Here is a 21,206-nt window from a genome sequence, read left to right as displayed (position 1 = left end):
GTCACCGACGAGTTCGCGGTTCCCGGCGGCCGCGAGTCGGATTTCCGCGGCGGCCGGCTCGTCTGGAAGGCACGGACAGGAGTGGTCAGCGGATAGCGTTGGCGCCTGGGTAAGCCAATTCTCCGAATGAGGGTCCGGTTCTCATCGGAGCAGTATTGATTGAGACCCAAAAAATGCGGTCCCCGCTGCCCTGTTCGGGAAGCGGGGACCGCAGGAGGGCGTCAGGGAAAGAAGACCTAGAAGTCCCAGTCCTCATCCTCGGTGTTGACGGCCTTGCCGATCACGTACGAGGAACCGGACCCCGAGAAGAAGTCGTGGTTCTCGTCGGCGTTCGGCGACAGGGCCGACAGGATGGCCGGGTTCACGTCCGTGACGGACGCCGGGAACATGGCCTCGTAGCCTAGGTTCATCAGCGCCTTGTTGGCGTTGTAGTGCAGGAACTTCTTGACGTCCTCAGCCAGGCCGACGCCGTCGTAGAGGTCGTGCGTGTACTGGACTTCGTTTTCGTACAGCTCGAAGAGCAGTTCGAAGGTGTAGTCCTTGATCTCTTGCCGGCGTGCCTCGGAAACCTTTTCCAGGCCCTTCTGGAACTTGTAGCCGATGTAGTAGCCGTGCACGGCCTCGTCGCGGATGATCAGGCGGATCAGGTCTGCAGTGTTCGTCAGCTTGGCGCGCGAGGACCAGTACATCGGCAGGTAGAAGCCGGAGTAGAACAGGAAGCTCTCCAGCAGCGTGGAGGCCACCTTGCGCTTCAGGGGGTCGTCGCCCTGGTAGTAGTCCATGACGATCTGGGCCTTCTTCTGAAGGTTCTCGTTCTCGGTGGACCAGCGGAAGGCGTCGTCGATCTCCTTGGTGGAGCACAGGGTGGAGAAGATCGAGGAGTAGCTCTTGGCGTGCACGGCCTCCATGAAGGCGATGTTCGTGTACACGGCCTCTTCGTGCGGGGTAAGCGCGTCCGGGATCAGGCTAACAGCGCCGACGGTGCCCTGGATGGTGTCCAGCAGGGTCAGGCCGGTGAACACGCGCATGGTCAACTGCTGTTCGGCCGGGGTGAGCGTGTTCCAGGACTGGACGTCGTTGGACAGCGGCACCTTCTCCGGCAGCCAGAAGTTGTTGACGAGGCGGTTCCAGACCTCCACGTCCTTGTCGTCCTGGATGCGGTTCCAGTTGATTGCCTCAACGTGGCTCAGCAGCTTGACCTTCTCGGTCATAAATTTCCTCCGCATGGTGGTTTCACGCCAGAATATGTCCGGCCAATCGACTACCAATCCTAGCCCCTCAGACCCGCCAGCCGGGCATCATCTGGCCTTTGAGTGTTCGGGTTCATAGCGTTGAAATTATTGTCATCTAATGACAGTTTAACGCCGCCAAGCGGGCTCACTCCTGTGAGCCCGCTTGCGGTTTTGATTATTGAAATGCATCACTTCGACTCTTTGACAGTCGTCGACGGGTGCGACTTGCCGTACTTCGGCGTTACGTAGCGACCGGTTTTGGCGCTACGGTATGAACCCTTAGCCATTGGAGGTTTCCTCCTTTCTGCTGAGTTTCGGACAGGTCACGCAGCCGCCCTTAGAGCGGCCGGATCGTGATACGGATGGTGCGGCTAATGCGCCGGATGGTCCGTGCCATTTCGTCTCCTTTCGGAACCCAAGTCCCGGAAAGGAGGGTCGTCGACAGACGACCGACAACTCCTGTAAACTCAACAGTCCAAGGTGCAACTTTGGAACCGTCTCGTTACCGGGACGAATTGAGGAGTCATGTTGTCGCATGGCTCCTCAAACTTTTAAGTCTGGGATCAGGACGGCGGGCGGGCACCCGCCGTCCTACGCTTCCCTCGGTCTCGACAGGCTCGACCAGCAGGTTAAAGCATGCAGCTGACGCAGCCCTCAACCTCCGTCCCTTCCAGCGCGAGCTGGCGGAGACGGATGTAGTAGATGGTCTTGATGCCCTTGCGCCAGGCGTAGATCTGGGCCTTGTTGATGTCGCGGGTGGTGGCGGTGTCCTTGAAGAACAGCGTCAGCGACAGGCCCTGGTCCACGTGCTGGGTAGCGGCGGCGTAGGTGTCGATGATCTTCTCGTAGCCGATCTCGTACGCGTCCTGGTAGTACTCCAGGTTGTCGTTCGTCAGGTACGGCGCCGGGTAGTACACGCGGCCGATCTTGCCTTCCTTGCGGATCTCAATCTTGGACGCCACCGGGTGGATCGAGGAGGTGGAGTTGTTGATGTAGGAGATCGAGCCTGTCGGCGGGACGGCCTGCAGGTTCTGGTTGTAGATGCCGTGCTCCATGACGGAGGCCTTCAGCTCGCGCCAGTCATCCTGCGTGGGGATGTGCACGTTCTTGAAGAGCTCCCGGACCTTCTCGGTCTGCGGCACCCATTCCTGCTCCGTGTACTTGTCGAAGAACTCGCCCGAGGCGTACTTGGACTTCTCGAAGCCGCCGAACGTCTGGCCGGTCTCGATGGCCAGCAGGTTCGACGCGCGGACGGCGTGGAACACCACGGAATAGAAGTAGATATTGGTGAAGTCCAGGCCCTCTTCGGAGCCGTAGTGGACCCGCTCACGCGCCAGGTAGCCGTGCAGGTTCATCTGGCCCAGGCCGATGGCGTGCGACTGGTCGTTGCCGCGGGCGATGGACGGCACCGAGGTGATGTTGGACATGTCCGAGACCGCCGAGAGGGAACGGATGGCCGTCTCGATGGTCAGGCCGAAGTCCGGCGAATCCATGGTCTTCGCGATGTTCAGCGAGCCCAGGTTGCAGGAGATGTCCTTGCCGGTCTCATCGTAGGACAGGTCATCGTGGTAGGTCGTGGGCTGCGAGACCTGGAGGATCTCCGAGCACAGGTTGGACATGATGATCTTGCCGTCGATCGGGTTTTCCCGGTTAACGGTGTCCTCGAACATGATGTACGGGTAGCCGGATTCGAACTGGATCTCGGCAAGGGTCTGGAAGAACTCGCGCGCCTTGATCTTGGTCTTCTTGATCCGGGAATCGTCCACCATCTCGTAGTACTTCTCGGTGACCGAGACGTCGGAGAACGGCATCCCGTAGACGCGTTCGACGTCGTACGGCGAGAACAGGTACATGTCCTCGTCCTTCTTGGCCAGCTCGAAGGTGATGTCCGGAATCACGACGCCGAGCGAGAGGGTCTTGATGCGGATCTTCTCGTCCGCGTTCTCGCGCTTGGTGTCCAGGAACCGATAGATGTCCGGGTGGTGGGCGTGCAGGTACACGGCACCGGCACCCTGGCGGGCACCCAGCTGGTTGGCGTAGGAGAAGCTGTCTTCGAGGAGCTTCATCACGGGGATGACGCCGGAGGACTGGTTCTCGATCTGCTTGATCGGAGCACCGACCTCGCGGATGTTGGTCAGCGCGAACGCCACGCCGCCGCCGCGCTTGGACAGCTGCAGCGCGGAGTTGATGGAGCGGCCGATCGACTCCATGTTGTCCTCGATGCGGAGCAGGAAGCAGGAGACCAGCTCGCCGCGCTGCTTCTTGCCGGCGTTCAGGAACGTGGGGGTGGCCGGCTGGAAGCGGCCCTCGATGATCTCGTCCACCATCTGCAGGGCCAGCTGCTCGTTGCCGCGGGCCAGGTGCAGGGCAACCATGCACACGCGGTCCTCGTAGCGCTCCAGGAAGCGCTTGCCGTCGAACGTCTTCAGCGTGTAGGACGTGTAGAACTTGAAGGCGCCCAGGAAGGTCTCGAAGCGGAACTTCTTCTTGTAGGCGCGGTTGAACAGGTCACGGATGAAGTTCATCGTGTACTGGTCGAGGGTTTCGCGCTCGTAGTACTGGTTTTTCACCAGGTAGTCGAGCTTCTCCTCCAGGTCATGGAAGAAGACCGTGTTGTTGTTCACGTGCTGCAGGAAGTACTGGTGGGCGGCCTCACGGTCAGCCTCGAACTGGATCTCGCCGTTCGGACCGTACAGGTTCAGCATCGCGTTCAGCTCGTGGTAGCCCAGGCCCTTATAGGCAGCGGGGAGCGCCGGCTTCTCCTGCTTTTCAACAGCCGTGTCCATGGACGCGTCCTTTCCTTCGGGCCTGGTTACTTCTGTGTCTGCGACAGTCGTGTCCAAAACTCTTCCAATCCTTCTTGTACACGGGAGACGTCTTCCGGCGTACCCATGAGTTCGAACCTGTATAGGTGGGGGACCTTGCACTTGGCGGCGATGATGTCGCCTGCCATGCAGTAGTTGTCCCCGAAATTCGTGTTTCCGGCCCCGATGACGCCACGGATCAGGCGCCGGTTTTCCGGGTTGTTCAGGAACCTGATGACCTGCTTCGGCACTGAACCCTCCCCGCCTGTCCCGCCGTAGGTGGGGACCATGAGCACAAACGGCTCACAGGCAATGAGGGGTGCATCCTTCGCATGCAGGGGGATCCTTGCGGCGTCCGCACCAAGCTTGCCGATGAAGCGCCTGGTGTTTTCGGAGGCCGAGGAAAAGTAGATGAGGCGGCTGTGGGTCTGGTTCACGGGCGGTGTCTGACTGACGGGCGTCGTGTCCGCAGCGCGGGCTGCGGCCGGCGCATCGGCAAGTGCCGGCGCGGCCATGCGAGTCACCTCATCTACTTGGGAATTCTCTGCCGGAAACGGCGTGGGCGCAGCCTTAGGCCACGGAAGCGGACGCGCTGAGCGCCAGCTCGTCGATCTTGTCCGGACGGAAACCGGACCAGTGGTCCTGGTCCGTGACGACGACCGGTGCCTGCATGTAGCCGAGCGACTTCAGGCGCTCAAGGGCGTCCGCGTCCTGGGAGATGTCCACGCTCTGGTAGGCGATGCCCTTCTTGTCCAGCGCACGGTAGGTGGCGTTGCACTGTACGCAGGCCGGCTTGGTGTAAACCGTAACGGTCATGGTTCCTGTCCCCTTTGTTGAAGTCACTGCTGCTGCACTCTTCTGAGACCTTGCTGGTGTCTCTGTCTTTAAATCTCTGGCATCGTAGCGGTGGACTCTGCCCGGACCTTACCGTCCAGTACTGGCTGCGCCGGTCTCCCGCTCAATCTGTATGTCGATACTACATGTAGTGCGCGGCCCCGGATGGGACCCCAAGATGATGTATTACAAGTATGTCATTTAATGCACCTTTAATCCACAGGCCGGGGCCCGCAAAATGTCCGGATTTCCGGGTTTTTGGCGGACGGAATCCACACCCTGTGGAGTACTTAGACACATTTAAACGCCAGCGTGTCGTCCCGCAGACGGCGTGTCGCAACACCCCGGACGCCGCCTTTTGAGTGGCCCGGAACACAGCAGTGGGGGCCCCGAAGCATGCTTCGGGGCCCCCACTGTGATTAAGCAAACGCCGAACTAGAGCTGTGCCTCCCGGCGGTCCAGGACGATCTGCTGGACGTCCAGGTATCCGGACTGGAAGCCGGCCCGCGAGTAGCAGAGATAGAACAGCCACATCCGCCGGAAGACCTCATCGAATCCGAGCTCCCGCACTTCCTGCCCCCGCTGCAGGAACCGCTCCTCCCACAGGCGGAGGGTGGCGGCGTAGTGATCGCCCATCCCCCGGCGTTCACGCACCCGAAGGGTGGTGTGCTGCTCCGTGACGCTCTCGATCGCCCGCACCGACGGCAGGAACCCGCCCGGGAAGATGTACTTGTGCACCCAGGTGTAGGCGTTGCGGGTGGCGAGCATCCGCCCGTGCGGCATGGTGATGGCCTGGATGGCCACCTTGCCGCCGGGCGCCAGCACCCGGTCGATGGTCTGGAAATAGACGGGCCAGTAGTCGTAGCCCACCGCTTCGATCATCTCCACCGAGACGACGGCGTCGTACTCGCCTTCCACGGCGCGGTAGTCCTGCAGTCCCACGGTGACCTGCCCGGAGAAACCGGCTTCCGCGATCCGCTGCTGCGCGAGCGCCTGCTGCTCGCTGGAGAGCGTGACCGTATGCACGGTGGCACCGCGGGCTGCGGCCCGCAGGGCAAGTTCGCCCCAGCCGGTGCCGATCTCAAGCAGCCGGGTGCCCTCCCCCACGCCGGCCTTGTCCAGCAGCCTGTCGATCTTGGCCTGCTGCGCTCCGGCCAGGGCATCCCAGCCCGCCTCTGCCAGCTGGCCGGCCGAGGCCGGGAACAGCGCCGCGGAGTAGCTCATGGTGCTGTCGAGGAAGTTGGCGAAAAGCTCGTTCGAGAGGTCGTAGTGCCGGGAGATGTTGCCGCGGGTGTTCTGTTCGGTGTTGCGCTCCTGCCGGGGTGCCCTTGGCAGGTACAGGCTCCGGAGCTTCTGCAGCGGCACGGGGATGAGCGTGTCCACCGAGGAGGCAAAGACCTCCAGGACCCCCGCGAGGTCTGGCGCTTCCCAGTCCCCCGCCATGAAGGACTCCCCCAGCCCGATCAGCCCGTTATCGCCGATTCGGACGGCGAAGTCCGCCGGACGGACCATGGTCATCACCGGCTCCTCCGCGCCGCCGGCGCCCAGCACCGTCCCGTCCGGGTATTCCACCCGGAGCGGCAGGCGGCGGACCGCCGCCCGGAACAGCGCATCGGCCGCCCTCCCGGCCACCTGCGCCTTCATCCCAGCGGGCGGACGGGCGACGCCGGGCCACACCTCGGCGTCGATGACCGCCGGCGCCGGCGGCACCCTGACGGCCCCGCCAGGCGCCTGTCTTTGGGGTGAAGGATCCGTGTTAGCGGGATTGGTGTATGACGGTTCTGTGAGAGTCACGAGACGGCCTCCTGTGCTCGGTGGTCGGGACGGTTGATGATGGGCAGCCCGCGGGCCCAGAGTTTGATTCCCTGCCAGTGGATCTGCAGGACAACGCGGAGCGGCGCCAACGGAACCGCAGCTGCCGCAGCCAGGATGCTGCGGGCTGTGGCGGGCCGCCGGTCACCGGTCATGGTGGCAGTGAATGGCTTCCGTCCGGCGCGCTCCAGCACTACTGCCACGGCGAGTTTGCCCGCGGGTTCCGGCAGGCTCATCCGGTAGCTGCCGTCCACCTCGTTGAACGGGGAAACGAAGAATTCCTTGTCCGTCCGGGCACGGCCGGTGCCGTCCGGGTGCAGGAGGTAGCAGTGCCGTTCGCCATAGGTGTTGTGGACCTCGGCGATGACAGAGCGCAGGGCTCCGTCACGTCCGTGGCACCAGAAGATGCTGATCGGGTTGAAGATGTGGCCCAGCACCCTGGCGTTGGCCAGCATGGTGACGGTGCCGCCGTCGGGCTCTTCACCGTTCACGGCGAGGAAGCGGTCCACGTTCTCGCGGATGCTTGCCGCCGGATCCCCAAGATGGTCCTTCGCGTGGAATCCGGCAAGGGGGCGCAGCCACCAGGGCAGTTTCGGCAGGTCATCGACGTCGACGTACCAGCTGTAGCTGCGGTAGGTGAAGGCGTTCCTCAGCGGATCCTGCCGCACATGGCGGATGCTGGTCCGGTAGATGGCCGCGGTCATGGCACGAGCTCCGCGGCCTGGCCGGCATCGGATGCAGCAGGCTCCGCCACCCGAACGAAGGGATCCTCCCACTCGCGGCCCAGTTGGGCGGCCGCCCGCACACCGGAGGCGGCGCCGTCCTCATGGAAGCCCCAGCCCTGGTAGGCGCCCGCGAAGGCCAGCCGGTGGTCACCCAGTTCACCAAGGCGTTCCTGGGCGGCCACAGATTCGGGCGTGTACTGGGGGTGCTCGTAGACGAGGTCCTGCAGCACGGAGTCCGGCTCGATGAGTTCGGATTCGCCGAGGCTCACGATGTAGCTGCCGCCGTCGTCGGGGTTGAGGCGCTGCAGCCGGGTCAGGTCGTAGCTGACCAGCACGTGTCCGGGGCGGGCGGCACAGGACGGCAGCCGGTAGTTCCACGACGCGCGGGCGGCGCCTCTGCGCGGCAGCACTGCGGGATCGCGATGGAACTTGATGTGGTTGACGGAGTACGGGATGTTCCCCAGAACCTGGACCTCCGCCGGGGTCGGTTCAGCCATCATGGCGAGCGCCTCGCGGGGGTGGGCCGCGATAACCGCGGCGTCGAAGTGCTCGGTACCGGCCGCCGTCGTAATCTCAACTCCGGTGGGGATCCGGCGCACGGCAAGCACAGGGCTGGAGAGGCGGACATCCTGGAGACCTTCGACCACACGGTCAACGTAGCGCCGGGATCCGCCCTTCACCGTCTTCCACTGCGGCGAGCCCTTGATGCCAAGCATGCCGTGGTGTTCGAGGAAGGTGAAGAGGTACCGGGCGGGATAGGCCAGGGCGGTGGTGGGGTCGCAGGACCAGACCGCACTGACCACCGGCGCCATGAAGTGCGAGGTGAAGTAGCCGCTGAAGCGTTCACGTTCGAGGAACCCGCCCAGCGTTTCCTCCGGTCCCCCGCCGGCCGGACTGGCCAGCAGCGCCCGTGCTTTCCGCCAAAACCGCAGGATCTCGGCAAGCATCAGCAGGAACCGGGGCCGTGCAAGGCTGGCAGGGCTGGCAAAGACACCCGACGCGCCCTTGGCGCCGGCATACTCCAGGCCGCAGCCGTCGCAGCGGATGCTCATGGTCATGTCCGAATCCTGCGTCTCCACGCCCAGCTCGGCGAAGAGCCGGATGAGGTTCGGGTAGGTGCGGTTGTTGTGCACGATGAAGCCGGTGTCCACGGCGAGGCTCCCCGAATCCTGCCGCACGTCATGCGTGTGGGCATGCCCGCCAGGCCGGGAATCCGCCTCGAAGAGGGTCACGTGGTCCCGGCGGCTGAGGATATGCGCGGCCGTCAGGCCCGCCACCCCGCTTCCGACGACGGCGACGCGCCGCCTTTCGTCTCCACTCCGTGCTGGGCTCGGTGACACTCTTTGCTCCTCCGCTGAACAGTTGCCCCTGTATTGGGTAGTCAAAGGCTATTCGGAACTGGCCGGGGGCCGGATGGGTGCGGCGTCTTTTTCTTGTCCCGCAGCACCCGCAGTAAGGTTGGCTGGTGGTCAACCCCGTGCATTTAAGGACACTCCTTGAGGTGACGCGGCTGGGTTCCTTCGCTGCCGCGGCCACCCGGCTTGGCTACACCGCCTCGGCGGTGTCCCAGCAGATGTCAGCCCTGGAGCGGGACACCGGCGTCCGCCTGTTCCAGCGCTCCGCCCGAAGCGTGGTTCCCACCGACGCGGCGATGGTGATGGCGCGCCACGCGGCCAAAGTCCTCACCGACATCGAGGCGCTGATGGCCGCAGCCTCTAAAACGCAGGACACCACCACGCAGGAGCTCCGGCTGGGTATCTTCCCGAGCCTTGCCACCTACGTCCTGCCGCGGATCCTGCGCAGTCCCGCATGGAAGAGCCTGGGCATCGACTTAAAGGTTTCCGTGGCGGAACCGGCCCAGACCATCCAGGGGCTGCGCACCGGCGGCGACACCGATGTGGCGCTCGTGTACCAGGTGGGGCAGTCCGGGCTCGCCTGGCCGCATACCATCAACCGGCAGTGGATCGGCGACGACAACTTCCGCGTGGTCCTGCCGGCCGGGTGGGGATTCCGCACCGACGCGAAGGTGGCTGCGGACCATCTGTCGGACATGCCGTGGATCATGCACCATCCCGGTACGAGCGATGCCACCGTCATTGAGCGGCTCTTCGCCGGCTGCAACCTGCACCCCCGCGTGGTGGCCTACAGCGACGACTTCCACGCCAGCCTCGAAATGGCCGCCGCCGGTCTGGGGGCAGCACTGGTGCCGGAACTTGCGCTGCTCCACCGGCCGGCCGGCGTCGTGGTGCTGGACGTGCCGGAGATCCGGCTGGCCCGCAACGTCTTCGCACTGCTCATCAATGACAAGAAGACGGCCAGGGTGCAGCTGTTCGTGGACCTGCTGGCGGAAACGATGGGCGCCCTGGGGCACTCAGTTAAATGAGCCCCGAAGCTGGAATGCTCTGCTTTTCGGGTCTATGTTGAAGATATGACCACCAAGGTAGCGAGCCAGCACTTCGGAGTAATCGAGCTGAACCACGGCAGGGACCATAACGTTGCCGCGGAGCACGAGCTGGCCGGTCAACGCCTTGAGCTCGACCTGAACATTAACGCCCATGACCACTTCGACGAAGCGGCCATGCATAAGGTGGACTACCGCCTCCGGTACCTTCCCGAGCTCGTGGACGAGGTCAGGGAAATGATTGCCGAGGAGCTCGAGCAGGAAGGCACCAGCCCGCAGGAGTACCTCCGCTTCCACTGCAACGCCATCAAGGACGAGCACCTGCAGAAAATCTTCGGCGTCAAGGACAAGAGCCAACTCACCAATGCGGTGTTCCTCAAGGCCCTGAAACTCGGCCACGTGGGAATCTACCCCGGCCAGCCCGAACGCTACTTTGTTCTGGACTTCACCCTGGGCGAGCACTTCACGGACGAGGTCCTGGTGGCCTCCGCCGACGAGGACGGCGTTGTCGACGACGAGATCGTCTGGGAATCCTGAATCGGTTGCTCCACAACGGCCCTTTTGACCGCTGAAAACGGCGTAGGCCCACGCCGGCAGGGTTCCCTGGCCGAGCTTGCGAGGCGGGGGTGCCGGTGGGGATCAATCGATTGTTAAAGCCCGACGGCGGCCCGTCACCTGAGGTGACCGGCCGCCGTCGTACTTTTGTGCGGTGCTGTTACTAGGCTGCTACTACTTGGCTGCTTCCAGCAGTTCAGCGCGGACCGTCTTGGTGGCCGTGACCAGGTTGCGCAGGGACGCTTCGGTCTCAGCGTAGCCGCGGGTCTTCAGGCCGCAGTCCGGGTTGACCCAGAGCTGGCGGGACGGAACGTGCTTCACGGCGGTGCTCAGCAGTTCGGTGACTTCCTGCTCACCCGGGACGCGCGGCGAGTGGATGTCGTAAACGCCGGGTCCGACGCCGCGGCCGAAGCCGTGGGACTCGAGGTCGTGGACAACCTCCATGCGGGAGCGGGCGGCTTCGATCGAGGTCACGTCGGCGTCCAGGCCGTCGATCGCGTCGATGATCACGCCGAACTCGGAGTAGCACAGGTGCGTGTGGATCTGCGTGGCGTCGGCTGCACCGGCGGTGGCCAGGCGGAAGGAGTTGACGGACCAGTCCAGGTAAGCGGACTGGTCGGCCTTGCGCAGCGGGAGGAGTTCGCGCAGGGCGGGCTCGTCAACCTGGATGATCTTGATGCCGGCGGCTTCGAGGTCGGCGATCTCGTCGCGCAGCGCCAGGCCCACCTGGTTGGCGGTCTCGCCCAGCGGCTGGTCATCGCGGACGAAGGACCAGGCCAGGATGGTGACCGGACCGGTCAGCATGCCCTTCATGGGCTTGTTCGTGAGGGACTGTGCGTACTCGGCCCACTTCACGGTGATGGGGGCGCTGCGGGTGACGTCGCCCCACAGGATGGACGGACGCGTGCAGCGTGAGCCGTAGGACTGGACCCAGCCGTGGACCGTGACGTCGAAGCCTTCGAGGTTCTCGGCGAAGTACTGGACCATGTCGTTGCGCTCGGGCTCGCCGTGCACCAGGACGTCGTAGCCGAGCTCTTCCTGCAGGTCGACGACGCGCTTGATCTCGTCCTTCATGAGCTGCTCGTACTGCTCGTCGGTCAGGTCGCCCTTGTTGTTGCGGGCGCGGGCCGAACGGATTTCGGAGGTCTGCGGGAAGGAGCCGATGGTGGTGGTGGGCAGCGGCGGCAGGTGCAGGGCCTCTTCCTGGGCGGCTTCGCGGACCGCGTACTCGGAGCGGTTGAAGTCGGCCGGGGTCAGGGCAGCGGTGCGGGCACGGACGTCGGCGCGCTTGACGCCTTCGGCTGCGGCGCGGGAGGCGATGACGCGGGTGGCCTCGTCGACGGCCGGCTGCACGGCGGCGGCGTCGGTCAGGAGGCCGGCGAGGGTAACAACCTCAACGGCCTTCTGGTCGGCGAAGGCCAGCCAGCTGCGGAGCTGCTCGGACAGCTGGACCTCTTCCTCGACGTCGTGCGGGACGTGCTGGGTGGAGGTGGAGGTGCTGATGGCCAGCTTTGCGACGCTCTTCTGCAGCTCGGCGATCTTCTTGGCAGAGGCCTGCAGGTCGTTGCGCCAGATGTTGTGGCCGTCGACGACGCCGGCAACGAGGGTCTTGGCGCCCAGCGCAGCCAGTGCTGCAGCGGAGGGAACCTCGCCCTTGAAGACGTCGATGTGCAGGGCGTCGATGTTGGTGGCCGCGAGGGTGCCGAGCTGGCCGTTCAGTGCACCGTACGGCGTGGAGACGAACAGCTGCGGGCGGGTGGCTGCAGCCGTGAGGACCTCGTAGGCCCGGGCAACGGCGGCCTGGATTTCCTGTTCCGGGGTGTCCTGGTCCACAACCAGGGCGGGCTCGTCCAGCTGGACCCAGCTGGCGCCGGCAGCTGCCAGCTTCTCGAGCAGCGCGGTGTAGACCGGCAGGACGTCCTCGAGGCGGGACAGCGGGCTGAAGCCGGCCGGGGCGTCGTCGGAAGCCTTGCTCAGCAGCAGGACGGTGACCGGTCCAACGATGTACGGACGGGTCTCCACACCGTTGGCGAGGGCGTATTCGAACTCTTCAACAATGCGGTTGGACGTGAGCGCGAAGTTGGTCTCCGGGCCGATTTCCGGCACGAGGTAGTGGTAGTTGGTGTCAAACCACTTGGTCATTTCCAGCGGCTGCTGTTCCTTGTTGCCGCGGGCCAGGGTGAAGTAGCCGTCGATGTCCAGCTGTCCCTCAGCGTTGAGGAGGTTGCCGAAGCGGGCCGGAACGGCGCCGACGTGGGCGGCGGCGTCGAGCACCTGGTCGTAGAAGGAGAACGTGCCCGGAACCGCAGCGGCTTCGGTGAGGCCCAGGCCCTGCAGGCGCTTGGCGGTGCCCAGCTGGATTTCCTTGGCTGCGGTGTCGAGGGCAGCGGCGTCAATCTTGCCGGCCCAGTACGCTTCCACGGCCTTCTTCAGTTCCCGGCGGCGGCCGATGCGGGGGTAGCCGAGGATGGACGCGGACGGGAAGGGCGTGCTCTGCACGGAAGTCTGTTCAGTCATGTGAAATTTCCTTCAATCGTTGGAAAAAATTGTGAACGTCTAGGGGAGGAATGCGGTTCAGCTCGCGAGCTGGCGCCGGGCGAGCGCGGTCAGGCGGCTGGACGAGCGGGCCGGCCGGCCAAGCGACATCTTGTCCAGCACCTCCAAGGCGCTCTGGTGCTCGTTGAACGTGTAGATGTGGAGTCCGGGTGCTCCGGCGTCCAGGGCCGCGTTGGCCAGGTCCACCGTTGCGCTGACGCCGATTTGGAGCCGTTCGGCATCGGTATCCGCCGCCGCCAACCGCTCGATGAGCTCGGGTGCGGGTTCGACGCCGGTCAGCTCGCCGAGGCGCTTGAGCCTCCGCAGGCTGGTCAGCGGCATGACGCCGGGGATGATCGGGATGGTGACGCCGGCCCGGCGGGCCCTGGTGAGGAGGTCCGCATACTGGTCCCTGTGGAAGAACACCTGGGTGATCGCGAAGTCGGCACCGGACCGCTGCTTGGCGAGCAGAACCTCGACGTCGTGGGCCTCGCTGGGTGATTCCGGGTGCCGCGTCGGGTAGGCCGCCACACCAACGGCAACCTTTCCGGCGCACAGCAGGGCCGAGCGCCGCTGCTCCACCCGGCGGATGAGCTCAATAAGGTCCTGGGCGTAGCGCAGCGACCCGCTGACCGGTTCACCGCTGTCCTTGGGCAGATCGCCGCGGAGGGCGAGGATGCCGCGGACGCCGGCGTCGAGCAGTTCACCGATGATTTCCGCGAGCTCCGTCGGCGTGTTGCCAACACACGTCAGGTGTGCAAGCGGGCGCAGGGTGGTCTCCAGCACCAGGCGGTTGATGAGTTCGACGGCGGTGTCCCGGTTGGAGCCGCTGGCACCGTATGTGACCGACACGTAGTCGGGGTCGGTGGCTTCCAGTTCCCGGATGGTGGTCCACAGGGTCTCGGCGGCGGCAGGCGAACGCGGCGGAAACAGCTCATAGGAGAGCGCCACCGGTGCGGTATCGGAGAGATTTGGGTGCGTGTCTATAAGGCTTGGTGGTGACATTTGCGTCCTTGGCTTTGGGCCATTGAAGGCTGCGCTGCCGTGGCGGAAAGCCCGTGCAGCATGCGGTCAATGAATTGAGTTTGGGGAACACGGGACGGACTTCGGCAGGGCGCAGCCGCGACTGTTACGCCTGTAAAGAAGTCCACCGTGAGCAAATGTCAGGCCCACATGGGGGCACCCACACCCTCCTTGGCGGTCGGCAGGCGGCTCACCGCAGCGGAGGATCGCTGACACGTTACCTCGGTAACTTATATAGAACTCTAGAAGCCGCCCGGGGACGCCTTCAAGTTGACGCCGAATTAAGACGCCACTTTACGCCCGATTGGATAGCCCGTTCAGAATTATCTTCGCCGAAAGGGAGTTCGGGGTGCAATGACCGCCGGTGACCGGCCCGGCCTGCCCCTTTTCAAACCGCAGAAATTAGTCCATTCTTTTGTCACGTCGTATCGGATTCGGCAAGGTCTCAGGTTGAGGAGGCTGGATGCTTCTCCTGGTTCCTGCTCGGTGAATCATCCCGAGCGAACATAATCCGCGCCCGTCGATTGGCCTGCGTCGCACCGTCCTGAGAACCGCATATCCCGGGATTCGCCCACTGGCAGGGCGCGGTTCGCCAGCGTTCTGCTGCGGGCCGGGCACGGCACTGACGGCGCGGTGGAGTTGCTGGAAGCCAGAAATCCCCACGGCGAAAGGCCACCGAGATGTCCCAGGTTCATAAACCCCCGCTCCACAAATCAGCGCTTCACAAATCACCATGCGGGCCGGGCTCCGCCCTTGTGTTCCTTCTGGCGCTGACCACCGTGACATCATGCGCCCCGCAACAAAATGCCGCCCCGCAGGCAACCTCCGGTTCCGCCGCACCGACAGCGACGTCGGCCCCGGCCACTTCAACCGGCCCTGCCTCAACCGGCCCCGCGGCCAGCGCCCCCGGCACGACGGGTACGGCCGGCGCGGATGAGCTGTGCGGTCCGGGGTCCGCGATCAACTTCGATGCCTCCCAGTTCCAGTCTTCCCCCAACGTGGACAACAGGTGGTTCCCGCTGAAGCCGGGCATGCAGTACACCACCACGGGCGACGTCAAAAGTGCCGAGGGAACCAAAAAACGTACCGTGGTGCACACGGTGACGGGACTGACCAAGGTGATCGACGGTGTTAAGACCCAGGTCATGTGGGACCGGGACTACGCCGATGGTGAGCTCGTGGAATCCGAACTGGCATTCTTCGCCCAGACCAACAGCGGCACCGTCTGGCTCTTCGGTGAATACCCCGAGGAATACGAAAACGGGAAGTTCACCGGCGCTCCGTCCACCTTCATCCATAGCCTGGACGAGGCCCAGGCCGGCATCGCCATGCAGGCGGACCCCCAGACCAACACGCCAAGTTACGTCCAGGCCCACGCGCCCAACGTCGATTTCCTGGATTGCGGCCAGGTCCTCAAACTGAACGACCATGTGTGTGTCGCCACGGGTTGCTATGACGACGTGCTGGTGGTTGACGAACGGAACCCGCTGGAGCCTGCGGTGGGCCACCAGCGGAAGTTCTACTCGGCCGGAACGGGCCTGGTGAAGGTGACCGCTGTGGGCGGCGCCGACCAGGAGACGCTGGACCTCACCAAGATCGAGCAGCTCACCGATGCCAAGCTGAAGGAGGTCAACCAGGAGGCTCTCAAGCTGGACACGCATGCCTACCAGGTCAGCAAGAACGTCTACGCCAAGACAGACCAGGCTGAGGTTGCCACGGAATCGTCTGCGCCTGCCAGCAGCCCGGCCAGCACCGACAGCCCAACAGCTCAGCCCGGCTACTAGTCAGTGCGGTCGTCCAATAACGGAAAGGTGCCCGGAGCGGACGCTCCGGGCACCTCCCTTTGGCGCATGAACAGGTCTATTCTGATGCCATGATCCAGCTACCAGCCAGCTACGAGGAATATCTCGTCGGCAAGGACCCGAGCTTCGTTGACATGGTCCGTCCGGTCCTTCTACAGTCGGCAGCGGACCAGCTGCATGGCGTCCGTGTGCTCTTTGTTCCGCGGGGACACCAGGCACACCTCGACGACACTATTCCCTACGGGACGATCGTCGAAGACATCGACTGAAGCCCAACCCTCAAGCAGGCTCAGCCCTCAGATAGCCTCAGCCCTCCAGGAGCAGCCGCTGGGCCCGGGGCGCGAGGGTGTGCTCGAGGACCAAACAGGCAGCACCCACGGCTCCCACGTCCTCCCCCACACCTGTGCCCACCACCTCGACGGCGTGGATGTTGCCGGTGTCGCTGCTTTGCTGGATCAGGCCGGGGATCTTCTCCAGGTAGCGTCCGGACAGCAGAGGCCAGAAGGGGCCGCCGAACACCACCCGGTCCACGTCCAGGGTGTTGGCCACCGCTGACGCCGCCCTGGCCACCAGTTCGGCTGACTTGTCGATGATGGCGGCCGCTTGGCTGTTGCCGGCGTCGGCGGCTTCGCACAGCATGGCGAACCGTTCCTGGACGGCAGAACCGCTGGTGGCGGTGCCGGGCTCATCCAGGATGCCGGCTGCCTGGGCTTGCGCGACCAGGACCTGCGGAATGCAGGTGGACTTGACGCAGCCGCGCAGCCCGCAGTCGCAGGGGGCTCCGTCCGGATCAACGATGATGTGGCCGATCTCGCCGGCGTTGCCCGATGTGCCGCGGACAACCTCGTCGTTGAGGACGATGCCGCAGCCGATGCCGGTGCCCATGTACATGAAAACAAAGCTGCCGGCGCCGCTGGCCCCGCCGGCCCAGGTTTCGGCGACCGCCGCGCTGGTGACGTCCTTGTCCATAAGGACGGACAGGCCCGTTGCCTCGGCCAGCGCATCCCGGAGCGGCACACTGTCCCAGCCATCAAGGAGCGGCGGCTCCACCACCCGTCCGTTGTCGTGGTCGATGGGGCCTGGCGCCGCCACGCCCAGTCCTGCAATCTTGGCCCGGTCCACGCCCGAGGCCTCGATCAGATTGTCGATTTCGGTGGCGATGGCGGTAATGACTGCCTCGGGCCGGGAGCTGTCCGGCGTTTTCAGGCTCGAATGCTGGACCACTGCGCCCAGCAGATCCAGGACGACGAACGTCGCCACAGCAGTGTCCAGGTGCACACCCACCGCGTACATGCCGGCGGGATTCAGGCGCAGGATGGTCCGGGGCTTGCCGGGTCCGCTGCCCTCTTTGCCGGCCTCAACGATGAGATTCTGGTCCAGCAGCCGCCGGGAGATGTTCGAAATGGTTTGCGGGGACAGGCCCACGATTTGGGCCAGTTCCACGCGGCTGAGCCCTCCGGCGGCACGGCGGATGGCGTCAAGGATGACAGTCAGGTTGAAGTCGCCCATCCGGGGCAGGTTGGTTCCGCGCCTCGGTGAGGGCTGGCGGATCTCGGTCAAGGATTCCCCTATCATCTGCTGTTGGCCACTATCAATGTCTGAATCGTACGTTACGCCCCGGGTAACGGGTACGCCCACGCGCCGGGCGGCGCGGGGCGGTTCGACGACGGCCGGCGGCGCTCAACCGGCGGCCCGCCTGACGCTGGCGGCCACCGTGAATTTGGGGTTCCGGCCCTTCACCGTGGTGGGCCCGACCAGCCGCTCCAGGGCCGGCCCATAGCGCAGATGGCTGTTGTAAACCGTCCAGAGCTGGCCTCCGGGCGCCAGCACCCGGCCCGCTGCCTCGAACAGCTTCAGCCCCGCTCCGGCATGGACACTGGAGCCGAGGTGGAACGGCGGGTTGAGGAGGATCAGGTCCGCGCTTCCGGCAGGAAGGGTGCTCATTGCGTCATCCTGGACGGCCGTGATGCCGGCCAGGCCGTTGGCCCGGGCAGTCGCTCCAGCCGACGCCACTGCGGCCGCAGACCGGTCAGTGGCCAGGACCTCGGTTCCGGGGTTTCGTCGGGCATACATGGCTGCCAGGATCCCGGTGCCGCAACCCAGGTCCACGGCCCTCGCGGCGGCAGGGATCTCCGGCAGGAACGTCAGCAGGAATCGGGTTCCAATGTCCAGGCGGGTGCCCGCGAAAACGGCCCCGTGCGCGCAGATGTCCAGATCGAGTTCGGCGTTGTGGTCCGTCACGGGATAGGGCGGAGTTCCCTCTGCACGCAGCAGGTCCGAGGCAATGAGAAGCCGTGATTTTTGCCGGGCCAGCTGCGGCTGAACCTTGGCGAAGTACTTTCCCAGCACTGCGTTCATGCCGAGGGACATGTGCTTGACCCGGCCGCCGGCAAGCAAAACAGCGCCGGCGGGCGCGTACCGGGCAACGGCGTCGGAAATCTCTTCCAGTTCAGCGAGCGTCCTGGGAAGCTGCAGCAGGACCAGGTCCGCGCCGGACAGCAGTTCGGTGCCGAGCGGCAGCTGGGTGAATCCTGCCGCGACTCCCAGGGCCGCCGCATTGTTACGCAGCGCCCGCTCCCCCGTCACCAGGTCCTGGTGGACCCTGACCTCGGCCGGCACCGGGCCGGGACCGCCGGCCAGCAGCCCGAGCGTGAGCGCCCCGTAGTTGTCCCCGATGACGGCAACGGTGCTGTCCGGGGTGAGCAGACCCGAAGCGGCGTCCAGCAGGAGGGAGTCGGTGGCGTCCCAGGCCTGAAGGTTGGCGGCCTCGACGTCCGGGTGCCTTCGAAGCGAGCCCAGGACCTGCCCAAGACCGTTTTCTGTCACGTGTTGCCGCCGCCTCTTCCTAGCTTGTTGCGCGGGCGGAGATCCACCAGTGCAAAATTCACCTGTGCAAATCTACCGTGGATCCGCCGCCGCTGCGGGGGCCGCCAGGAGTTTGAGGATTTCCGTCACCGCGGCCCTGCCGGCGCGGTTTGCACCGATGGTGGACGACGACGGGCCGTAGCCCACCAGGTGCACCCGGGGTTCCGCCGCCACTTGCGTTCCTTCCATGGCAATCCCGCCGCCTGGTCCCCGCAGGTGCAGCGGTGCCAGGTGCTCCAGCTCGGCGCGGAAACCGGTGGCCCACAGGATCACGTCCGCCGGGAGGAACCCGCCGTCGGCCAGCCGGACGCCGCCGGGTTCTATCGCGGTGAACATCGGCCGCCGGTCCAGCACGCCGCGCGCAGCTGCCGCCCGGAGGGCCGGAGTCCAGATCAGCCCGGTGGCAGCCACGACGCTCTGCGGCGGCAGACCCTGCCGTACCCGGTCTTCCACGAGTGCGACGGCGTCGTGCCCCGCCTGACGGTCGAACCCGTCCCGCCACACGGGCTCGCGGCGCGTGAACCAGCTTGTCGAGGTGACCTTTGATATTTCGTCCAGGAGTCCGACGGCGGAAATCCCGCCGCCCACAACGATGACGTGCAGGCCCCGGAACTCCTCGGCGGACACATAATCGGCCACATGCAGCTGGCGGCCGCCGAACGTGAACTGGCCCGGGTAGATCGGCCAGAACGGCCTCGTCCAGGTTCCGGTGGCGTTGATGACCGCCCGCGCCGACCAACCGCCGTCGGACGTGGTGATCCTTAGCCGCCCGCCCGGATCAGTGTCTTCGCGTTCGACGGCGAGCACCTTGACGGGCCGCTCGACGGCGAGGCCGACCTGCTGTTCGTAGGCGGCGAAGTAGCGGCTGAGGAAGGCGGAACTTGGCTCCGCCGGGTCGACGTCCGGCTGCGGTACTCCGGGAAGGTCGCTGATGCCGTTGACTGTGGCCATAAGCAGGCTCTTCCAGCGGTGCCGCCAGGCTCCGCCCGGCCCGTCCGACGCGTCCAGCACCGCGTAAGTCGGCCCTGGACCGGCTGCCGCCGGATCCCCCGGCCGTTCTGCGGCCGGGGCGGGTGTGAAACCGCGGCGGGCCAGGTGGAAAGCGGCGGAGAGGCCGGCCTGCCCTGCACCGATGACCACGACGTCGGCGTGCCGGGTGGCCCTGCCGTTCCCCGGGTCGTTGATCCGCTCCACGTCTTCATCCTAAGCGCCGTCCCGGCCCGGGCTGCCGCCCGTCGTCGGCACGCGCAGGGTCCTCTCGGACACCAAGGTGCAGGAGGACCCTTTGAGCTGTCGGTCGGTAGTCCCGTTTCTCAGTCGTCGCTGCCGTGGCCGCCGCTGCTGTCGTCGCCGGGCTCAGTGCCCTTATGGTCCCCGCCCTTGTCGTCGCCGGGCTCGGGCGTTGTCCGCAGCCCGCCGTGGTCATCGCCGGGTTCCGCCACCCGGGGGGCCTGGTCTGAACGGAATCCGCCGTTGTCATCGCCGGGCTCGGCGGTGGTCCGGGGACCACCCTTGTCGTCGCCCGGTTCAGCAGGCTTGGACGCCTTCTTGGCCGCTGATGCGTTCCTGTCGTCGGCTTGCGTGTCATCACTGGCCTTCGCGGTTGCCGTGGCGGGGCTGACGGCGGGGGCCGGGGTTCTGGTGGCAGAGTCGTCCGTTACGGGGACGCTCCTGGCGTCGTCACTGGTACCCGGGCCGGTGTTGCCCAGCGACTGGGTGGTGGCGAAGGCGGCACCGCCGGTGAGGAGAATGCCGGCTACGGATAGTGCGAGGGCTGCTCGTGTCTTCATGCCTCCACAGTAGGAATTCGCTGTCGAGGATAGGTGCAGGGGAAATCCAAGACTTGTCCAAGATTGCCCTCGCGGATTCCGTTCAGTCGTCGGCGCCGTGGCCGCCGCTGTCATCGCCCGGCTCCGGCGCCTTCCGCAAGCCGCCCTTGTCGTCCCCCGATTCAACGGGGACCGCGCTGACCGGAAGGGGGGCAGGCTGGACTGTCACCCCTCCGCCGCCGGTCCCGCCACCGGGTCCAAATGACGATGGTGCGGCCGCGGAACCGCCGGTATTTCCGGGCGCGGTGGCCGCCGGGGCAGAGTTTGCCGGGTTCGGTTTCGCTGCGTTTGCTGCCGAGGCACCGGATGCCGCGGGGCCCGGCTTTGCGGGGCTGGATTTCGCAGGGGTGGCCAGCTTGTGCGTGCCGGCAGCCGTGTCTGTTGCCTGGGGCGTGGTCGTCGGCCCTGCAGTAGCGGCAGGAGCCGGTGGCACAGGACCATTCGGCAGCAGGACGACGTTGGCATTGCCGGTGCCGGTGGGCGGGACGCTGAGCACCTGTGTATTGACGGCGAGTGCGGCCGAGCCCGCTGCGAGTATTCCTGCAACGGACAGCACCAGGGCCGCTCCCGTTTTCATGGGTCCACTCTAAAGGCAAAGCGGGAAAGACAGGGCCAACGAATATCCAAGATTCGTCAAAGATTGGCGGCACCGGCAGAGGGGCCTCCACGAGAAAAACCGCCGGACCATGGTCTGTTCCATGGTCCGGCGGCTACTTGGTGGAGCTGAGGGGACTCGAACCCCTGACCCCCTGCATGCCATGCAGGTGCGCTACCAGCTGCGCCACACGC

General features: G+C 65.3%; 19 protein-coding genes. 5 read left to right on the top strand and 14 right to left on the bottom strand.

What is annotated here, in order from left to right; translation table 11 throughout:
• Positions 1-96, top strand: a 96-nt coding sequence (locus ARGLB_RS24435; protein WP_139023295.1) for a hypothetical protein, incomplete at its 5' end; no start/stop codon positions are given.
• Positions 97-236: 140 nt separating this feature from the next.
• Here the strand turns inward: ARGLB_RS24435 and nrdF are convergent.
• From nrdF to ARGLB_RS08145, 7 genes are all read right to left on the bottom strand, one after another.
• On the bottom strand, positions 237-1,211 hold the full coding sequence (gene nrdF, locus ARGLB_RS08175; RefSeq protein WP_003801014.1) for a class 1b ribonucleoside-diphosphate reductase subunit beta: 975 nt from the start codon (positions 1,209-1,211) through the stop codon (positions 237-239).
• A 650-nt stretch (positions 1,212-1,861) separates the two neighbouring features.
• On the bottom strand, positions 1,862-4,018 hold the full coding sequence (gene nrdE, locus ARGLB_RS08170) for a class 1b ribonucleoside-diphosphate reductase subunit alpha (protein ID WP_003801012.1): 2,157 nt from the start codon (positions 4,016-4,018) through the stop codon (positions 1,862-1,864).
• A gap of 26 nt (positions 4,019-4,044) precedes the next feature.
• On the bottom strand, positions 4,045-4,551 hold the full coding sequence (gene nrdI / locus ARGLB_RS08165) for a class Ib ribonucleoside-diphosphate reductase assembly flavoprotein NrdI (protein ID WP_083839620.1): 507 nt from the start codon (positions 4,549-4,551) through the stop codon (positions 4,045-4,047).
• Positions 4,552-4,606: 55 nt separating this feature from the next.
• Complete coding sequence (gene nrdH / locus ARGLB_RS08160; protein ID WP_003801007.1) at positions 4,607-4,852, bottom strand: glutaredoxin-like protein NrdH; 246 nt, start codon at positions 4,850-4,852, stop codon at positions 4,607-4,609.
• A gap of 453 nt (positions 4,853-5,305) precedes the next feature.
• Positions 5,306-6,580 (bottom strand): class I SAM-dependent methyltransferase, encoded by a 1,275-nt coding sequence (locus ARGLB_RS08155; protein ID WP_003801005.1) that lies wholly within the window; start codon positions 6,578-6,580, stop codon positions 5,306-5,308.
• Between the two features lie 80 nt (positions 6,581-6,660).
• Entirely contained in the window at positions 6,661-7,386 is a 726-nt protein-coding gene (locus ARGLB_RS08150) for a DUF1365 domain-containing protein (RefSeq protein ID WP_003801004.1), read from the bottom strand.
• Complete coding sequence (locus ARGLB_RS08145) at positions 7,383-8,747, bottom strand: NAD(P)/FAD-dependent oxidoreductase (RefSeq protein ID WP_043418433.1); 1,365 nt, start codon at positions 8,745-8,747, stop codon at positions 7,383-7,385. Before ARGLB_RS08145 ends, ARGLB_RS08150 begins: the two co-directional genes overlap by 4 nt.
• 125 nt (positions 8,748-8,872) lie before the next feature.
• Here ARGLB_RS08145 and ARGLB_RS08140 point away from each other — a divergent pair, with 125 nt between their 5' ends.
• Positions 8,873-9,790 carry a LysR family transcriptional regulator gene (locus tag ARGLB_RS08140; protein ID WP_003801000.1) on the top strand — a complete coding sequence of 306 codons (918 nt, stop codon included), beginning with the start codon at positions 8,873-8,875 and terminating at the stop codon, positions 9,788-9,790.
• A 45-nt stretch (positions 9,791-9,835) separates the two neighbouring features.
• Positions 9,836-10,345: a DUF2004 domain-containing protein gene (locus ARGLB_RS08135; protein ID WP_003800997.1), complete on the top strand. Its 510-nt coding sequence runs from the start codon at positions 9,836-9,838 to the stop codon at positions 10,343-10,345.
• A gap of 192 nt (positions 10,346-10,537) precedes the next feature.
• Here ARGLB_RS08135 and metE read toward each other — a convergent pair whose 3' ends face one another.
• Positions 10,538-12,880, bottom strand: a complete 2,343-nt coding sequence (metE, locus tag ARGLB_RS08130) for a 5-methyltetrahydropteroyltriglutamate--homocysteine S-methyltransferase (protein ID WP_003800995.1) — start codon at positions 12,878-12,880, stop codon at positions 10,538-10,540.
• 57 nt (positions 12,881-12,937) lie between these two features.
• Entirely contained in the window at positions 12,938-13,903 is a 966-nt protein-coding gene (locus ARGLB_RS08125) for a methylenetetrahydrofolate reductase (RefSeq protein WP_003800994.1), read from the bottom strand.
• Between the two features lie 797 nt (positions 13,904-14,700).
• Between ARGLB_RS08125 and ARGLB_RS08120 the strand changes: the two genes are divergently transcribed.
• Positions 14,701-15,705: a hypothetical protein gene (locus ARGLB_RS08120; protein ID WP_245531501.1), complete on the top strand. Its 1,005-nt coding sequence runs from the start codon at positions 14,701-14,703 to the stop codon at positions 15,703-15,705.
• An 89-nt stretch (positions 15,706-15,794) separates the two neighbouring features.
• Positions 15,795-15,992 (top strand): hypothetical protein, encoded by a 198-nt coding sequence (locus tag ARGLB_RS08115; RefSeq protein WP_003800990.1) that lies wholly within the window; start codon positions 15,795-15,797, stop codon positions 15,990-15,992.
• Between the two features lie 37 nt (positions 15,993-16,029).
• Here ARGLB_RS08115 and ARGLB_RS08110 read toward each other — a convergent pair whose 3' ends face one another.
• The 5 genes from ARGLB_RS08110 to ARGLB_RS08090 all read right to left on the bottom strand — a co-directional run bounded on the left by ARGLB_RS08110 (position 16,030) and on the right by ARGLB_RS08090 (position 20,994).
• Positions 16,030-17,283, bottom strand: coding sequence for an ROK family protein (locus ARGLB_RS08110; RefSeq protein WP_003800988.1), 1,254 nt, complete (start codon positions 17,281-17,283; stop codon positions 16,030-16,032).
• Positions 17,284-17,403: 120 nt separating this feature from the next.
• Positions 17,404-18,549, bottom strand: a complete 1,146-nt coding sequence (locus tag ARGLB_RS08105) for a class I SAM-dependent methyltransferase (RefSeq protein WP_003800986.1) — start codon at positions 18,547-18,549, stop codon at positions 17,404-17,406.
• Positions 18,550-18,621: 72 nt separating this feature from the next.
• Positions 18,622-19,782 (bottom strand): NAD(P)-binding domain-containing protein, encoded by a 1,161-nt coding sequence (locus tag ARGLB_RS08100; RefSeq protein WP_003800984.1) that lies wholly within the window; start codon positions 19,780-19,782, stop codon positions 18,622-18,624.
• Positions 19,783-19,901: 119 nt separating this feature from the next.
• On the bottom strand, positions 19,902-20,378 hold the full coding sequence (locus ARGLB_RS08095) for a hypothetical protein (protein WP_003800982.1): 477 nt from the start codon (positions 20,376-20,378) through the stop codon (positions 19,902-19,904).
• Between the two features lie 82 nt (positions 20,379-20,460).
• The gene (locus tag ARGLB_RS08090; RefSeq protein ID WP_003800980.1) at positions 20,461-20,994 is read right to left on the bottom strand and encodes a hypothetical protein; all 534 of its coding nucleotides are present in this window, start codon (positions 20,992-20,994) and stop codon (positions 20,461-20,463) included.
• Positions 20,995-21,206 lie beyond the last annotated feature (212 nt).

Source organism: Arthrobacter globiformis NBRC 12137, from assembly GCF_000238915.1.
GTDB classification, from domain to species: Bacteria; Actinomycetota; Actinomycetes; order Actinomycetales; family Micrococcaceae; genus Arthrobacter; species Arthrobacter globiformis.
The sequence above is the reverse complement of the archived record's forward strand: the minus strand, read 5'-3'. Positions and strand labels throughout refer to the sequence as shown.

What these genes read in the sequence shown, in the direction of transcription:
- ARGLB_RS08095 (WP_003800982.1), bottom strand. Translation starts at nt 20,378, where the DNA reads ATGAAGACACGAGCAGCCCTCGCACTATCCGTAGCCGGCATTCTCCTC.
- nrdF (WP_003801014.1), bottom strand. Translation starts at nt 1,211, where the DNA reads ATGACCGAGAAGGTCAAGCTGCTGAGCCACGTTGAGGCAATCAACTGG.
- nrdH (WP_003801007.1), bottom strand. Translation starts at nt 4,852, where the DNA reads ATGACCGTTACGGTTTACACCAAGCCGGCCTGCGTACAGTGCAACGCC.
- nrdE (WP_003801012.1), bottom strand. Translation starts at nt 4,018, where the DNA reads ATGGACACGGCTGTTGAAAAGCAGGAGAAGCCGGCGCTCCCCGCTGCC.
- nrdI (WP_083839620.1), bottom strand. Translation starts at nt 4,551, where the DNA reads ATGGCCGCGCCGGCACTTGCCGATGCGCCGGCCGCAGCCCGCGCTGCG.
- ARGLB_RS08150 (WP_003801004.1), bottom strand. Translation starts at nt 7,386, where the DNA reads ATGACCGCGGCCATCTACCGGACCAGCATCCGCCATGTGCGGCAGGAT.
- ARGLB_RS08135 (WP_003800997.1), top strand. Translation starts at nt 9,836, where the DNA reads ATGACCACCAAGGTAGCGAGCCAGCACTTCGGAGTAATCGAGCTGAAC.
- ARGLB_RS08115 (WP_003800990.1), top strand. Translation starts at nt 15,795, where the DNA reads ATGATCCAGCTACCAGCCAGCTACGAGGAATATCTCGTCGGCAAGGAC.
- ARGLB_RS08125 (WP_003800994.1), bottom strand. Translation starts at nt 13,903, where the DNA reads ATGTCACCACCAAGCCTTATAGACACGCACCCAAATCTCTCCGATACC.
- ARGLB_RS08090 (WP_003800980.1), bottom strand. Translation starts at nt 20,994, where the DNA reads ATGAAAACGGGAGCGGCCCTGGTGCTGTCCGTTGCAGGAATACTCGCA.
- metE (WP_003800995.1), bottom strand. Translation starts at nt 12,880, where the DNA reads ATGACTGAACAGACTTCCGTGCAGAGCACGCCCTTCCCGTCCGCGTCC.